At 34.8% G+C, this 13911-nt stretch carries 20 protein-coding genes and 1 pseudogene; 18 read left to right on the top strand and 3 right to left on the bottom strand.

Features of this window, described 5'->3' with window-relative positions:
- The first annotated feature begins 330 nt into the window (after positions 1 to 330).
- The 4 genes from ACQSGY_RS09125 to ACQSGY_RS09140 all read left to right on the top strand — a co-directional run bounded on the left by ACQSGY_RS09125 (position 331) and on the right by ACQSGY_RS09140 (position 2984).
- A complete protein-coding gene (locus tag ACQSGY_RS09125) occupies positions 331 to 423 on the top strand; it encodes a putative holin-like toxin (protein ID WP_007431380.1) in 93 nt (30 codons plus the stop codon).
- A 329-nt stretch (positions 424 to 752) separates the two neighbouring features.
- Positions 753 to 1673: a hypothetical protein gene (locus tag ACQSGY_RS09130; protein WP_427051596.1), complete on the top strand. Its 921-nt coding sequence runs from the start codon at positions 753 to 755 to the stop codon at positions 1671 to 1673.
- Between the two features lie 170 nt (positions 1674 to 1843).
- Positions 1844 to 2467 (top strand): deaminase domain-containing protein, encoded by a 624-nt coding sequence (locus tag ACQSGY_RS09135; protein ID WP_427051597.1) that lies wholly within the window; start codon positions 1844 to 1846, stop codon positions 2465 to 2467.
- 1 nt (position 2468) lies between these two features.
- Positions 2469 to 2984, top strand: a complete 516-nt coding sequence (locus ACQSGY_RS09140) for a hypothetical protein (protein ID WP_427051598.1) — start codon at positions 2469 to 2471, stop codon at positions 2982 to 2984.
- A gap of 223 nt (positions 2985 to 3207) precedes the next feature.
- Here the strand turns inward: ACQSGY_RS09140 and ACQSGY_RS09145 are convergent, their stop codons facing one another.
- A complete protein-coding gene (locus ACQSGY_RS09145; protein ID WP_427051599.1) occupies positions 3208 to 3495 on the bottom strand; it encodes a hypothetical protein in 288 nt (95 codons plus the stop codon).
- 171 nt (positions 3496 to 3666) lie between these two features.
- On the opposite strand from ACQSGY_RS09145, the gene ACQSGY_RS09150 reads away from it, so the two are divergent.
- From ACQSGY_RS09150 to ACQSGY_RS09170, 5 genes and pseudogenes are all read left to right on the top strand, one after another.
- Complete coding sequence (locus ACQSGY_RS09150; RefSeq protein WP_427051600.1) at positions 3667 to 3867, top strand: helix-turn-helix domain-containing protein; 201 nt, start codon at positions 3667 to 3669, stop codon at positions 3865 to 3867.
- 200 nt (positions 3868 to 4067) lie between these two features.
- Positions 4068 to 4529 (top strand): SLATT domain-containing protein, encoded by a 462-nt coding sequence (locus ACQSGY_RS09155; protein ID WP_188593180.1) that lies wholly within the window; start codon positions 4068 to 4070, stop codon positions 4527 to 4529.
- A gap of 195 nt (positions 4530 to 4724) precedes the next feature.
- The gene (locus tag ACQSGY_RS09160) at positions 4725 to 5210 is read left to right on the top strand and encodes a hypothetical protein (protein ID WP_427051602.1); all 486 of its coding nucleotides are present in this window, start codon (positions 4725 to 4727) and stop codon (positions 5208 to 5210) included.
- 275 nt (positions 5211 to 5485) lie between these two features.
- Positions 5486 to 5579: pseudogene (locus ACQSGY_RS09165) on the top strand (putative holin-like toxin).
- A gap of 346 nt (positions 5580 to 5925) precedes the next feature.
- Positions 5926 to 6594: a hypothetical protein gene (locus ACQSGY_RS09170; protein ID WP_427051603.1), complete on the top strand. Its 669-nt coding sequence runs from the start codon at positions 5926 to 5928 to the stop codon at positions 6592 to 6594.
- Between the two features lie 242 nt (positions 6595 to 6836).
- On the opposite strand, the gene ACQSGY_RS09175 is transcribed toward ACQSGY_RS09170, so the two are convergent.
- Both ACQSGY_RS09175 and ACQSGY_RS09180 read right to left on the bottom strand, forming a co-directional pair.
- Entirely contained in the window at positions 6837 to 7223 is a 387-nt protein-coding gene (locus ACQSGY_RS09175) for a hypothetical protein (RefSeq protein WP_427051604.1), read from the bottom strand.
- Positions 7220 to 7480: a hypothetical protein gene (locus ACQSGY_RS09180; RefSeq protein ID WP_145402710.1), complete on the bottom strand. Its 261-nt coding sequence runs from the start codon at positions 7478 to 7480 to the stop codon at positions 7220 to 7222. The genes ACQSGY_RS09175 and ACQSGY_RS09180 overlap by 4 nt, the downstream gene beginning before the upstream one ends.
- Before the next feature lie 228 nt (positions 7481 to 7708).
- On the opposite strand from ACQSGY_RS09180, the gene ACQSGY_RS09185 reads away from it, so the two are divergent.
- The 9 genes from ACQSGY_RS09185 (at position 7709) to ACQSGY_RS09225 (ending at position 13890) form a co-directional block, all read left to right on the top strand.
- Complete coding sequence (locus ACQSGY_RS09185; RefSeq protein WP_427051605.1) at positions 7709 to 8251, top strand: O-acetyl-ADP-ribose deacetylase; 543 nt, start codon at positions 7709 to 7711, stop codon at positions 8249 to 8251.
- A gap of 207 nt (positions 8252 to 8458) precedes the next feature.
- Positions 8459 to 8923 (top strand): VOC family protein, encoded by a 465-nt coding sequence (locus tag ACQSGY_RS09190; RefSeq protein ID WP_427051606.1) that lies wholly within the window; start codon positions 8459 to 8461, stop codon positions 8921 to 8923.
- A gap of 172 nt (positions 8924 to 9095) precedes the next feature.
- A complete protein-coding gene (locus ACQSGY_RS09195) occupies positions 9096 to 9476 on the top strand; it encodes a hypothetical protein (protein WP_427051607.1) in 381 nt (126 codons plus the stop codon).
- A gap of 281 nt (positions 9477 to 9757) precedes the next feature.
- Positions 9758 to 10213, top strand: coding sequence for a GNAT family N-acetyltransferase (locus tag ACQSGY_RS09200; protein ID WP_427051608.1), 456 nt, complete (start codon positions 9758 to 9760; stop codon positions 10211 to 10213).
- A 329-nt stretch (positions 10214 to 10542) separates the two neighbouring features.
- Complete coding sequence (locus ACQSGY_RS09205; RefSeq protein ID WP_427051609.1) at positions 10543 to 11169, top strand: Type 1 glutamine amidotransferase-like domain-containing protein; 627 nt, start codon at positions 10543 to 10545, stop codon at positions 11167 to 11169.
- 64 nt (positions 11170 to 11233) lie between these two features.
- Complete coding sequence (locus ACQSGY_RS09210) at positions 11234 to 11761, top strand: DNA topology modulation protein FlaR (protein WP_427051610.1); 528 nt, start codon at positions 11234 to 11236, stop codon at positions 11759 to 11761.
- 28 nt (positions 11762 to 11789) lie between these two features.
- On the top strand, positions 11790 to 12194 hold the full coding sequence (locus ACQSGY_RS09215; RefSeq protein ID WP_427051611.1) for a group-specific protein: 405 nt from the start codon (positions 11790 to 11792) through the stop codon (positions 12192 to 12194).
- Between the two features lie 218 nt (positions 12195 to 12412).
- Positions 12413 to 12958, top strand: coding sequence for a GNAT family N-acetyltransferase (locus ACQSGY_RS09220; RefSeq protein WP_427051612.1), 546 nt, complete (start codon positions 12413 to 12415; stop codon positions 12956 to 12958).
- A gap of 428 nt (positions 12959 to 13386) precedes the next feature.
- A complete protein-coding gene (locus ACQSGY_RS09225) occupies positions 13387 to 13890 on the top strand; it encodes a DUF4937 domain-containing protein (RefSeq protein WP_427051613.1) in 504 nt (167 codons plus the stop codon).
- Positions 13891 to 13911 lie beyond the last annotated feature (21 nt).

Consider the following 13911-nt stretch of genomic DNA (forward strand, 5'->3'; position numbering starts at 1 on the left):
GAAAGCAGTCCCAGGTCACTGCAGCTGTGCTTGTTAGCTCGTTCTAACAAACGCCGCAGTGTGAGGGCTGCTTTTTGTGCATCTGTGATTTCGCAGATGGAACAAGTTGGGTTATATTAGATGTAGTTAGGATATAAGGTTGAAATGAGAGGAATATACGAAGTTCGTAAATATTATGTTATATGATAGAAATGATAAGCTGAAAATAGAACATAGGAATAATACAAAAAAGTAGATAAGAACACTTGTACGGAGATGTAAACACAGGTAAAATATAGATACAATTGAATCTTGGGTGGGCATGGTTTCCCTTCGAAAGGAGGTGAGACCATGGAAGTGAAAGATGCGATGACTCTGATGTTATTATTTGGAACATTTATTCTTGCACTTTTAACTTACATCAATAACAACAAGAGAAAGTAAAAACCCACCCAAAGGTTGACCGCCGAAGGTGGGTTTTTATTTACCTGAGACTTAGAAGGGAATAGACCATCCAAGCCAATTGTACTGACCAAGTGTTCGCTGCACTTGGTCTTTATTTAAGAATATGATAACACATCGAAAAAGATGAATCAAAATAAAAAAGCTATGAAAAGAGCAGGGTAGTAAGCAATCTCGAAGAAGTATTTCCATCATATAACATAATATTCACGCTGCGAGCATTCGCCCTTGGTCCGGCATTCGCCGGACACCCGACATACGTCGGGTTCGTGAATACAAGAACGTTATGCGAAATACACTTGGAGGAAAATATGAAAAATGAAAAAGTGGATTTAAAATCAAAAGTTGAAGAGTGGTTAACAAAAGAAGGTTACTCGCTTGAGTTTTATGTAGCAACGCAGTTTAAAAAGTCGAAATTTCTTGTGAAACAAGGTGTACATGTCAGAGATAATTCAAGTGATTTAGTGAGAGAAATAGATGTGCTAGCTACTAACGACTTAGTGGTAAATGATCATACAATTAGGATTGAACACGTTATTGAATGTAAGTGGTCAAAAGATAAGCCATGGGTAATTTTTACTTCAGATAATTCTATACATCCTGCTGCGTGTATTACACAATCTTTTGGTTCAATTTTAGGTAGAACGTTACTTTGGCATATGGCAGGGAATGAAGGATTATATGATACATCATATTTCAATTCTCCTCATAATGCTGGCTTTGCTGGGAGACAAGCCTTATCTAACGGAAAAGACTTATTTTATAATGCCATCCAATCTATTACCAGTGTTACTGAATTACGAGCTAGAAGTCATGATAGCTCAAATGCGCCATTTACTTTGCCAAAGTTAGCTGCAATAGTATTTCCGGTAATTGTTGTTGATAGTGAATTATATGAAGCGAATTATGATGAAGAAAACGATAAGGTGATGTTGAAGGAAACTAATCATGTTAGATTGCATTGGAAAGGGTCTGAGACTTGGAAACTTCATTCTACCGTTGACATTGTAACTAAATCATATATTGGTGAGTTCTCAAATTTAAGAAAAAATGAATTACTGATCTTACAAAACAATCTAGCAAAGGCCTTGGGAAATACAATTGAATGTTTTAAAGAAAGAAGTTTAGAAAAATTAAATAATAAAGATGCTCCTAGGGACTTCTCTGGACTTCCTGCCATCTTACAAGAGATTAGCCAAATAGAAATGATGAATAAAAATGCGAGTCAGTAATAAAGCATGAACTTCGCATAACATAATATTCACGCTGCGGACATTCGTCCGGGGTTCGGCATTCGCCGAACACCTTACATAAGTCGGGGCGTGAATACAAGAACGTTATACGACAGAATCCAAGATTAAAAAGTAATTTCTATTATTTATAATGTGTTGGAGGAATAATAATGGAGTCATCGTTGATAATAGAGCATTTTACTAGTTGCTCTGAGGGATATCTTTTAAAAAGAAAATTTTTAGACTGGAGAATAATGATTGTTGACTTATATAGGAATGGAGAAATTGGAAAAGCTAGTTTCAAAAAACATTTAACGAGAAATTATGCTGTAGGAATGCTGAGTTTACCTAAAAGAAATGATTTTTTTTATTCAACTTGTCAAATTAAAGAAAGTAACGCAAAGAATAATCTAGATAAGATAATAAAAAAATATTCAAACAATCAATGGAATGAAATGTTTGATGCTCTATGTATGCCCTCTGATACTTTTCTTTATAAATACATAGAAGTAGATCGTTCCAGAGGAATTCGTACTAAAGTTGCCTGCTGTAGAAAACACGATAGCGAAAGTGTGATATTAGAGTCGATGACGAAATATATGTTTGAGAATAGGATATTTGATGGTGAAGTTTTTATTTATACTCAAAAAGAACCCTGCTTAAATTGTGAATTAGTTATTCAGCAATTTATGCATCGTCATCCCCTGGTTAAAGTAACATTATTTTATGATCAAGTAAATAATATTAATTTGTCTTCTAAATATCCATGGTTATTTAGGAAGGAGAGAGGATAACTTGCATATTGAAATAACAGAAGATTTTATAAGAAGATTGTTGGAAGATGAAGAAAGTGTAAAACTCAGAAAATTATTCTCTGATAAAGAACTGATTTCTTTAACGTTGGAATTTATAAATGATTATTTGAAGGAAAGAGAAGATATTGAACGAGCAATAGAGTTTACAATTGATGGCTTAAACCAAATGTATATTGAAGATACAAGAACTCGATATATTTTATATAGTGTTTGTTTATATAGAACTGTATTAAGTACCTTCAATGGAAGATTTGAGTACTTTTTTGATAAGATATTGAATTCACCATATGAATTTGACAAATATGAAGTGTGGCAGAGGGAAGAACTCTATCAATCTTTATTTGAAGATATACACCTATATACTGAAGATAAAATTTTTCTTAGGAAATTTTTATTTGAGTTCATCAATGTTAGAGAAGCATATATAAGAACAAGTAATAGGAAAATTTTATACTCATTGGATAGAAAAGTTATTGAAACCGTGTTTCTTAGATAGTTCAATCCAAACAAATGGATAAGTTATTCAAAGAGATAAATTATAATTAAGGTTGAGACAAGATTGTAGTTTATCTGAGAGGCGAGTCTGTCGTACAACATCATAATTCACGTTCCGAGCATAAAACCTTGGTGTGGCATTCGCCAGACACCTAGTATGCGCTGAGTTGTGAATAAAGAAACGTTATACGACACAATCAAATGAAAAGAGAGCCGTTTGGCTCTCAATTAGAATTTATATTTAATTCATTATGTAATTGAAGAGCATCTTTAAAACCTTGCAAGTAGATTTCACGTTCTAGGATTGTTTGAACTGAGAGGTCTGCATCATCGTAAAGAAATAGAGTTTTATGCATATCCTGAGGTAGAATTTCATGTAACTGTTTGAAGTAAAGATTTCGATCAGATGAGAATTGATTATAGATGGTGTTGTTCTTGAGAAGATCGCTATATAAGGCTTCAATTCGATTACGTATCAACGAATCAAGTAATACTTCTAAGGAATTGTACATAAATGATCACCGTCCGTCATGTTTTATTTTATGAATAAAAGTTTAACTTGTTAAACATTATTTTATTATAACGAAAAGTATAGTCAATACATATCAAAGATATTTTTGATTAAGAAAATATATTTTCATATAATTAAAGAAAAATTCAAATCCGATACGAAGGAGTACCGAATGATAAGCTATAAACCATTTCAAAAATTATTGATTGATAGGGAGATTAAGAAACAAGATTTATTGAAAATGACGGGGATTTCATCGGCAACGATGGCAAAACTTAACACGAATGAGTATGTATCTTTAGAAGTCATTGATAAATTATGTACGGCGTTGGGATGCCAGCCTGGAGATCTTTTGGAACATATAACTGACTAATGAAAGAATAGAATATATGAGGATGTTGGTTAACTCGAAGATGTGATTCCGTCGTATAACATAATATTCAAGCTGCGGCTCCTTTGGAGCCTTGGTCTGCAAGGTGGATTTCGAGGAGGAATTTCAGCAGACAACCCCTCGGGGTTCGTGAATACAGGAACGTTATGTGAAATTCAAAGTACTAAGTTGGAGGCAGTCACATGGAAGCAGTTAAAAAAATAGAAAAGATAGAAATGGATTTAAAGGAAAAGATAAAAAGTATTAGACCTAAATTTGTGAGAACACGTAGAAAAGCTAGAATATGGAAGATTTTCATTATTTCATTAGGTATTATAACAACTATTACATTAGGAATAAAAGATATATCTTGGGGAAGCACTGTAGGATTTATTTTGTCTGCTCTTCTTACAGGGGTTACTGCTATTGAAAGCTTATATAATCATGCTTCTAAATCTGTTCAAGAACACGAATACTACGTTAAATTAACAGATTTGAAACAAGATATAGAATTTTATAAACAAGGCAAAGAATTAGAAGACTATCAGTTGTCAGATGTTAAGGCTTTTTTTGAAGAATTCAAGAAAATAAGAACTGAATTTCATAATTTTCGAGTTGAAACTGTAAAAGTATCTTATGAGAATACCAATTCTAAATTAAAATGAGAGAATATCAATGAACTTCACCTAACATTCAAGCAGCGGCTCCGTTGGAGCCTTGGTCTGCGGGAAGGAATTCGGGGAGGTATTTCAGCAGACAACCCCTTCGGGGTTCATGAATACAGAAACGTTATAGGAAATCAGCAAACACACAAAGAGAACTTGTTATATTTAACATATTTTTTGAGGAGAAGTGATTGAGTGAATAAAGACATTCTACTTGAATGGGACACTAAGCATAGTGCGATGAAACGCACGAAAGAAAATTACTGGAAAACCTATAGGAAGTGGCGTGACGAGAATAAAAGCGATTATCATGATACCTTTATGGGAAAGTTATATGATGAATTTATAAGTCTTGAAGAGCGTGCTATATACCTAAAATATAGTTTTAATACAACAGAAGCCGTGCTATTTTGCTCAATTAATATCTTTTACATAGAAGAGCAAATAGGAACTTATGATATAGAGTTCTTTTTGAACGGTGAGATCGCTGATGATTACCTGGATTTTGGAGACGTATTACTTAAAGATCGTATGATTAAAGTAAAGTATAATTTGAAGACTGCAAGAAGCGCCTTAAAACTGGGATTGGAAGTATCAGATATTTTGAAAATCACAGAAATTCCATTCAAATATATAGAAATATTAAAAGAAAAATATGTTGATATAAAGGGAATGGTATAAGAAGTATAACTGATTCGAAGAAGCTGCTGACATCCTATAACATAATATTCACGCTGTGGACATTCGTCCTTGATCCGGCATTCGCTGGACACCTAGCATGCGCTAGGTCATGAATACAGGAACGTTATATGATAAAAATGATGGGGTAACAAAGAGAAAAGGGAAAATGAAAGAAAGCAGATAAGAACGCTTGTGCGGAGATGTAAGAACAGGTAAAATATAGATACAATTGAATCTTGGGTGGGTATGGTTTCCCTTCGAAAGGAGGTGAAACCATGGAAGTGAAAGATGCGATGACTCTAATGCTGTTATTTCGGAACATTCATTCTTGCACTTTTAACGTACATCAATAACAACAAGAGAAAGTAAAAACCCACCCCAAGGTTGACAGCCGAAGGTGGGTTTTTGTCCTAACTTGACTTAAGAAGGGATTAACCATCCAAGCCAATTGTACTGACCAAGTGTTCGCCGCACTTGGTCTTTATTTAAGAATATGATAACACATCTGAAAAGATGAATCAAAATAAAAAGAGCAATGAAAAAGAGCAGATAATAAGCAATATCTAAGAATAATTTACATCATATAAACACGATGTGGCTCCTTTGGCCTGCTGGATGGATTTCGAAGAGCATTTCAGCTGACAACCCCGTTTGGATTCGTGAATACAACAACGTTATAGGAAATTCCGGCAAGTTCAAAAAAAGGAGTTGTTCAATGAAAATTATAAGTCCAATAATTATATGTGTTATCTTACTTCTCATTGTTGGTTGCTCTGATTTCAAAGAAAAAAATTCCTCAATTCCTGCTACAAATTCTTCGATAGAACCCCCAACGACAATTGCAAATACAGAATCAGATTCTACAGAAGAGGCTGTATCAACTGATCCGCCAGTTTCAACTCCTGAATTAGGAAATATTAAAGAAGATAAATATTATTCAATAAAATATAAACAATCCCTTGTTCAACTGAGAGATGATGAAAAGACTGTAGTGCATATATTAGGGGAGCCTGACGAAGCTTCTCAAGTTAAGCAGCTCGGTGATGGGGCAGATACCTTTAGTGGTATGTATTCTAAGGATCTCTATTATAGTGGATTAACATTAAAGTTTCTGGGAATGGAAAAAAGCAGTCTATGGCTTTCAGAAATTATATTAGATAAGAATGAATATGAAACATCTGAAGGGATAAAAGTTGGGGATCATTTAGAAAAATTGAAGAATGCATATTCAAATATTAAATATGAAAAACTGAAGACGATTGAGAACAAACCAAATTTAAAGATATATGAATACTTTCAAGGTGATTTTGGATTCTTCGCAGAATTTATTGTTGATGAGAGTGATGTCATAGAAGAGATTCATATGTATTTTCTTTTTGATTGATTGAGCATCCAGTAACTCAGGAAGGCCGGAACAATCTATAACACCATATTCACAAGCTTCGAGTCATTCGGCCCTCGGTCCGGCAGAAGATGAAGTCGATTCGGTGAGGCAGTTGCAGGGAAGGGATTCAGCCGGATACATCCAACTCCCTAACCGCATCGCGGCCGCCCTTCTGGCTTAAGGGAGTTGGACGTCGTGAATACAGGAACGTTACACGAGAATTCTTGAAAAGAAAAAAGCAGTTAGGATTTCCTAACTACCATATCTTTAAAATCGATATTCAATTGCAAAGTCGATAAAAAATCCACACCTAAGATTCCATCAAAACCATAAGGTTCTTTTGTTTGTCCAAGCTGAATGACGAAATCATTTAATATATGGTGGTCTAAGGTCAACGAGTGAACGGGCTGTTGAAATGAAAGTTCACTTTGACCTCCAATTCCATACATTCGAACGGCACGACCTTGTATCGGATCAATGGTTAGGCCAGTAGGTTCGATTAAATCAATATCAAAGATGGTAGTTGCACATCCTGTATCCAATAATACATTGGGAAGCAAGACAGATTGATTTTGATAAGTGAATAAAACTTCAATAATAGGAAGGCCATTGACTAATCTTATGTTCATCGAAGACCTCTAATTCCAATGAATTCTTGTTCTTGAACTTCAATGTTCTCATTGGCGGTATGAAAGATATAGTACTCACGTGAAGGTTCAGAAGAATGATGTTTCTTGTAAGCATCCCAAGCAAGCTTAGTATCTTCATAATCATTAATGACAGAGAGTTCTTCAATATTACGTATGTTATTAGCTGAGTAGGCTGAAATTGCTTCAACAAGAACCCAACGATCAGGAAACTGAACTCTAGCCTCAGACCATTTCATATCCTTTCCTCCTTTGATTCTTTACTTTTAATTGTACGTAGAATAGAGGAGAAGGGCAATAAAGAAGTTTAAGTGTAGTCAAAGGCTTCTGAATCTTCGTATAACATAATATTCACGCTGCGGACATTCGTCCTTGGTCTGGCATATGCCAGGCACCCAGCATACGTTGGGTCGTGAGTACAGAAACGTTATAGGAAAGTGACAAATTACAATAGAAGGGGGTTAGTTGTGGAAGCAAAGTTAAACCAAACTATTATTGAAGTTCTAAAAGGAGATATTACAAAGTCTCAATTGGATAGTATAGTCAATGCAGCAAATACAAGTTTGCTTGGTGGCGGTGGAGTTGATGGAGCTATCCATCGTGCTGGTGGAAAGGCAATATTAGACGAATGTATCAAAATACGAAATAAACAAGGGAATTGTCCTGTTGGCGAGGCTGTTATTACAACAGGGGGTAAATTGAAAGCAAAATATGTGATTCATACGGTAGGGCCAGTATGGAATGGCGGTAACAACAATGAAGCAGAGAAACTAAAAAATTGTTATATAAATACTTTGAAACTGGCGGTACATAACCATCTTCAAAGTATTTCAATTCCGAATATAAGCACTGGAATATACAAATATCCAAAGAGAGAAGCATCCGAAATAGCAATCAACACAGTGGCAGAATTTGTTAATAGTAATGAATCGATATTGCATATTCAGTTCGTTTGCTTTGATGACGAGAACTATGAAATCTATAAAGAGAGTTTGAAGAAATATGTGTAAGTTACTCGAGAAGTGTTACCATCAGATAACATCATATCCACGCTTCGGGCCCGGTGGCCTCTCGGTCCGCATTAAGCAACTGGCAGGGAAGCAGATTCAGCGGACACGTCCGCACCGACTTAAGGCTCCTGGCGTAGCCTTAAGTCGGTGCGACGTCGTAGATACGGGAACGTTAAGTGAAACTTGCAAGATTGAAAGGAGAAAAAAATGATACTTGGATTATATGAAGCACATTTACCCGTGAGCAATTTACAACAATCCATTGAATTTTACTCTAAGCTAGGATTAGAACTGGCTTGGAGAGATGAAGATACAGCTTTCTTCTGGATTGAAAAAGAAAAGAGTTGGGTGGGGCTATGGCAGGGCGAAGAGCATAAAACATCGTATCATCCATCATTAAGGCATATCGCATTTCGAGTGAGTTATGAAGATCTTCGAGAGAGTGTGAAATGGCTTCAAACGATTGAAATAGAACCAGTTCCATTTGGGAAGAGAGATTCCATAGATCCATTTGTTAGACCTAACCAAGGAAATGCTTCAGTCTACTTCAATGATCCAGATGGTAATAGTTTAGAATTAATGTGTTTTGTGAGTGTACCTGAAAACTTGAAGAATATATCCAATAAATTATCAATAGAAGAATGGGAAGACCTTGTGAAAGAAAGAAATTAAAGAATATACAGGGTTATTTCGAAGAAGTGCCAGCATCAGATAACATAATATTACGCTGCGGACATACGTCCTTGGCTCAGCAGTCGCTGGACACTTAGCACATGCTGAGTCGTGAATACAGGAACGTTATATGCATGACACATAAATTGAGTTTTTAGGAGCGCTCTCAACGATGATTAGGAACATAGAAAGCATAAAATCCATCATTAATAATTTTACAATCCATAGAATCGAGTGGCTTTCAGATTTTCATTTTCATATTACTCAAGATCAATATTTTAAGAATATTTCTATACTGCATATAACGTTCTTAGTCAAAGAAAATGAGACAACATATGAATTACTTATAAGATTTTCGAACATAGAAGCCTTACACTTTAAATCTGGCGGAGCACTAACTCAAATAAGTGGTTTTAATATTAAAAGTTTAAAGGAAAACGGCTATTACCCAATGAAATATGAAGTCGTGGATTATGAGAATGGGATCATCCATTTTTATTGTGCTGATATTGAATTTATACGTCTTACTGAGAGCGAGTACATTGCTATCTAGAATACAGAAGCTAATTAGATACAACTTAAGAAGGGAATATCCTTCATATAACATAATATTCAAGCAGCGGTTCTTTGAGATCTAGGTCTGCGAGATGGATTTCAAGGAGTCATCTCAGCAGACTTCGGGGTTCCTAAATACGGGAACGCTGTAGGAAATCGGCGCAAGATTTTAATAAACAAAGCTTATTTAAATTCATCGTTGAAATAAGGGAAATCTTGCCAAAGGAAATAAGGATATTTTAATTGAAATGTGAAATATTTCAAGAGAGGAACGAAAAAATGATTACATTAGATTTAATGAATTCTACCGAATTCCAGGAGTATCTAAATTCAGCAATTAAAAGCTATGCAGAAAGCAACGTTCAATCTGGTAATTGGAGTGAGCGGGAATCAATCAGTAAGGCAACAGAACAATACGAACAACTTTTGCCGGATGACGAGAAAACTCCTAATAATAAATTATTTACAATTCGTTTTGATGGCAAAGAGGTTGGCATGATTTGGTTGGCATTGAAACCAAACAACAAGGGGTTTATCTACGATATAAGGATTAGTGAAGATTACCGAGGACGTGGATTTGGTAAGAAAGCGATGGAGGATATAGAAAAAGTGGGCAGAGAATTAGGCATAAAGAGTATAGGACTTCACGTCTTTGCTCATAATCCAATAGCACGTAGCTTATATGAAAAGCTAGGCTACAAAGAAACGAGCGTTGTAATGGAAAAAAAATTATAAACTCAATAGCTTATTCAAAAAAAGATGTGAATTCAACAGACAACCCTTACTGGCTAAGATAGGAGTTACCTAAGCGAGTGGGGGGCGTGAATACGAGAACATTAGATGAAATAGCCTGAGATCGTTAATAAAACGTATAAAAAATATAATAGTAATAGAGGTGAAGACAGACATAGATGACAGGAATATCGAAGAAGGTATAAAAGTGCTAGAAGACATGATAAATGAGAATACCTATACACCAAGGATGTCATCTACTCTCTGGCATGTGAAACTGTTTGCTGCATAATCCGAAGCATCAAGAATTATTTTAAGGAAGGGGATTTTCAATGACTAGATTGTTACTCACTTCTTGCGGTTTTATTACTGAAGATATCAAAAATCAATTTCTCGATTTTATGGATAGAGATCTTTCTCGATTAAAGGTCTCTATTATTACAACAGGCTCGCCTATGAAAGAAAATAATAGGTATGCGCAAAGGGCGATGCAAGATTTTAAGGACATGGGATTTCAGCATATCGATTTTGTAGATATTGAATTCGATGACCCGCAAATTCTCGTAGATCGAGATGTTATATATATCAACGGTGGAAATCCCTTTACATTATTGTATTATGCGAAGAAAAGCGGGGCCGACGAAATTATTAAGACGCTCGCCGCACAGAATGTAATTATAGTCGGAGTAAGTGCTGGAGCGTTATTACTGGGGCCGAATATTAACATTGTCGATTTCTTTACTCCACAGATGAACACAATGGATTTAACGGATTTTAAGGCATTAGGTGTAACCGACAAGTTTATTTTCCCTCACTATGATCGAGAGGACAAATTTAAAGATCGTACTAATAAAACAATTGAAGAGAGAATAGTAGAATTTGAATCCAACGAGAACTGTAAGGTGACAAGGCTTAAAGAAGAAGAATATATCTCAATCGTAACGAACCAAGCACAATGAATTTCATAAATTCATTGAAATTAGCTCGAAGTATCAGATCACTTGGTTAAAGAAAGGAGAGAATATGACCAAAATGCCAAGAAGAATCCACATCATCGGCTCCACAGGAAGTGGTAAAACATATCTAGCCAAAAATTTATCTAAGCAATGGGACATTCCTTACTATGAACTAGACAAGGTAATGTGGAGTAGTTCAGTAGAAATGGCAGGGAAAAATTCTCCTGAGGTTCGTGACAAACTATTACATGAAATAATTGTAAAAGACTCTTGGATTGTTGAAGGAGTTTATTACAAGTGGCTGGCTGAGAGTTTCAATTTAGCGGACAAAATTATATTTTTAACACCAAATACATTGGTAAGAGACTTAAGAATAATGAATAGATTTATCAAACAAAAAATAGGCATTGAAAAATCTAATTATAGACAAACTCTAAAAGGTTTATTGGAAATGATTAAATGGAATCATGGATTTGAAGCGAAGCAAAAGAAGGAAATCTTAGAAATATTAAAACCATATAATCACAAATTAGTGATAGTAAAGAATAATAATGACATAATCAATAAGAGTGGTTCACTCTTATCAGAACTATAAAAAAACGGAAGGTGTTCGGGAGATGCTAATGAAAACATTTTATATTGCATCAAGTCTCAAGAATATAGAAAATGTAAAATATGTAAGCGATCAATTGAAGGGAATGGGTTTTATTCATTCATATGATTGGACTCAGAATGATAAAGTAACTTCAATAGATCAAATGAGAGATATAGGACGGAAAGAGATGGCGGCGGTAAAGAAGTCAAATTTTATTGTGGTTTTATTACCGGCAGGTAAAGGAAGTCATATTGAGCTAGGAATTGCACTAGGTAACAGTATTAAAACATATTTATATTCACCCAATGATGAATTAAATGATATTGAAAAGACAAGTACGTTTTATCATCAAGATGGAGTACATAAATGCAAAGGAACACTAGAGGAATTAATACAATACATAAGGAAAGATCAAGAAAGCGTAGGAGGCTAAACATATATGATTGTAATTCAAAGATGAAGCTGACATCTATAATAAAATGATCAATCGTCACATCTGCTCCACGGTGCAGCAGAGGGATTTTGGGAAGTGGATTCAGCAGGATAATCCTGCAAGCCTTCGACCCGTTCCCGTTGGTCACTTAAGGCATTCATGCTTGTGAACACAAGACGTTAGGCGAATTGACATAAACCATTAAAGGAGAAGTATTTATGTCTCAGTTTCCTATTTTAGAAACAGAAAGATTTGTACTAAGACAGATAACACAAAATGATTCATTAGATATATTTCAGTATTTCTCTTTGGAAGAGGTTACTAGGTTTTATGATGTGGAGAGTTTTACAGATATTAATCCAGCAGAAGAATTAATTCAGAAGTGGAATGAAAGATTTGAAAAAAATCAAGCAATTCGCTGGGGAATTACTTTGAAGTCAGAAAGCAGAGTAATTGGAACATGCGGGTTTCATGGTTGGATGAAAAATCATTATAAAGCTGTAATCGGATATGAACTTTCACCTAAATATTGGCACCAAGGTTTTATGACTGAAGTGATTGAGAAGGTAGTTGAATATGGATTTAATAATCTTGAATTAAACCGAATTGAAGCATTCGTAGAACCAAAGAATGTGGGATCAAGAAGAGTACTAGAGAAAACTGGATTTAGAGAAGAAGGGATATTGAAAGAACATTATTTTTGGAAAAATAGGTTTGTTGATAATGTTATATATGCATTACTAAAGAAAGATAAAGAACATTAGAAGAAGAGAACAAATAGTCAGAGAAGAGGTCACAACATTAAGATCATATTCACTCATCGGGCATTTGTCTAAGTCGAAGATCAACTAAGATTGAAGAAGCGGATTCGAACAAGAAGTGTAATACCGAAGAGCAAACCTACAAAGAAATCAATGTATAGGTTTTAAGCCTGTTAAATGTTAAGTTGGACTCAAGGATTCATTGAAGAAGAGTACAGAGAACGATTTAAGAGAAAGATTGAAAGAACGCATAAAGAGATTTTAAATTGGCATACCAACAATCAGAACCGGAGTTGAAATTTATGTTAGTAAAGGAGCAATGAAGTCAAGTCAGGAAGACTGAAGCAGATCTTAACATAGTATTCAATCTGCGGCTCCTTGCAGAGCCCTGGTCTGCGGAAAAATGAATATATTAAAAGGAAGAGAATTCAATGTTGATAAAAATTATTAAATGCATAGTAAATGAAGATTCAAAGAGTATCTTTCATTTTGCTCAAACTAAATGGACAGACCTTAAACTTATAAGTGGATTTATAGCTCAAGTAGGTGGCTGGAATCAACTTGATAAAAATGAGGCAGTAATTATTGCGGTATGGGAATCGTTGGATGCATATACCTTTTTCATGAGTGAAATACACGATAAGATCATTACATCTAATGAACAAACACAATCGTATGAGCAGATCGAAATAAGTTTATGGAAGACCAATGAAATAATAAGCCGTACGGAAATAACAAATTTTAAATGTTCAAAACTTATTGATTTACGGAATCATAATTTAAGAACTGATGATCTTAGTAAAAAGACATTACATATGACTCAACTAAAGGATGGAAAAGTGAGAAAAGTGTTGATATTAAATAACGAATTAGAAGAAACTTCAGAGGGGAACGATGAAATACTTCTAAAATTTGAGAAGGAATGGACGGTGTAATTAGTTCGTGAATTCAGAAAC

Source organism: Paenibacillus sp. TC-CSREp1, assembly GCF_050171015.1.
Lineage (GTDB): Bacteria > Bacillota > Bacilli > Paenibacillales > Paenibacillaceae > Paenibacillus > Paenibacillus silvae.

Coding starts and splice junctions, on each gene's coding strand:
- ACQSGY_RS09145 (WP_427051599.1), bottom strand. CDS start 3,495: ATGTACAATTCCTTAGAAGTATTACTTGATTCGTTGATACGTAATCGA.
- ACQSGY_RS09205 (WP_427051609.1), top strand. CDS start 10,543: ATGACTAGATTGTTACTCACTTCTTGCGGTTTTATTACTGAAGATATC.
- ACQSGY_RS09125 (WP_007431380.1), top strand. CDS start 331: ATGGAAGTGAAAGATGCGATGACTCTGATGTTATTATTTGGAACATTT.
- ACQSGY_RS09215 (WP_427051611.1), top strand. CDS start 11,790: ATGAAAACATTTTATATTGCATCAAGTCTCAAGAATATAGAAAATGTA.
- ACQSGY_RS09200 (WP_427051608.1), top strand. CDS start 9,758: ATGATTACATTAGATTTAATGAATTCTACCGAATTCCAGGAGTATCTA.
- ACQSGY_RS09130 (WP_427051596.1), top strand. CDS start 753: ATGAAAAATGAAAAAGTGGATTTAAAATCAAAAGTTGAAGAGTGGTTA.
- ACQSGY_RS09180 (WP_145402710.1), bottom strand. CDS start 7,480: ATGAAATGGTCTGAGGCTAGAGTTCAGTTTCCTGATCGTTGGGTTCTT.
- ACQSGY_RS09155 (WP_188593180.1), top strand. CDS start 4,068: ATGGAAGCAGTTAAAAAAATAGAAAAGATAGAAATGGATTTAAAGGAA.
- ACQSGY_RS09190 (WP_427051606.1), top strand. CDS start 8,459: ATGATACTTGGATTATATGAAGCACATTTACCCGTGAGCAATTTACAA.
- ACQSGY_RS09195 (WP_427051607.1), top strand. CDS start 9,096: ATGATTAGGAACATAGAAAGCATAAAATCCATCATTAATAATTTTACA.
- ACQSGY_RS09175 (WP_427051604.1), bottom strand. CDS start 7,223: ATGAACATAAGATTAGTCAATGGCCTTCCTATTATTGAAGTTTTATTC.
- ACQSGY_RS09170 (WP_427051603.1), top strand. CDS start 5,926: ATGAAAATTATAAGTCCAATAATTATATGTGTTATCTTACTTCTCATT.
- ACQSGY_RS09220 (WP_427051612.1), top strand. CDS start 12,413: ATGTCTCAGTTTCCTATTTTAGAAACAGAAAGATTTGTACTAAGACAG.
- ACQSGY_RS09150 (WP_427051600.1), top strand. CDS start 3,667: ATGATAAGCTATAAACCATTTCAAAAATTATTGATTGATAGGGAGATT.
- ACQSGY_RS09135 (WP_427051597.1), top strand. CDS start 1,844: ATGGAGTCATCGTTGATAATAGAGCATTTTACTAGTTGCTCTGAGGGA.
- ACQSGY_RS09225 (WP_427051613.1), top strand. CDS start 13,387: ATGTTGATAAAAATTATTAAATGCATAGTAAATGAAGATTCAAAGAGT.
- ACQSGY_RS09210 (WP_427051610.1), top strand. CDS start 11,234: ATGACCAAAATGCCAAGAAGAATCCACATCATCGGCTCCACAGGAAGT.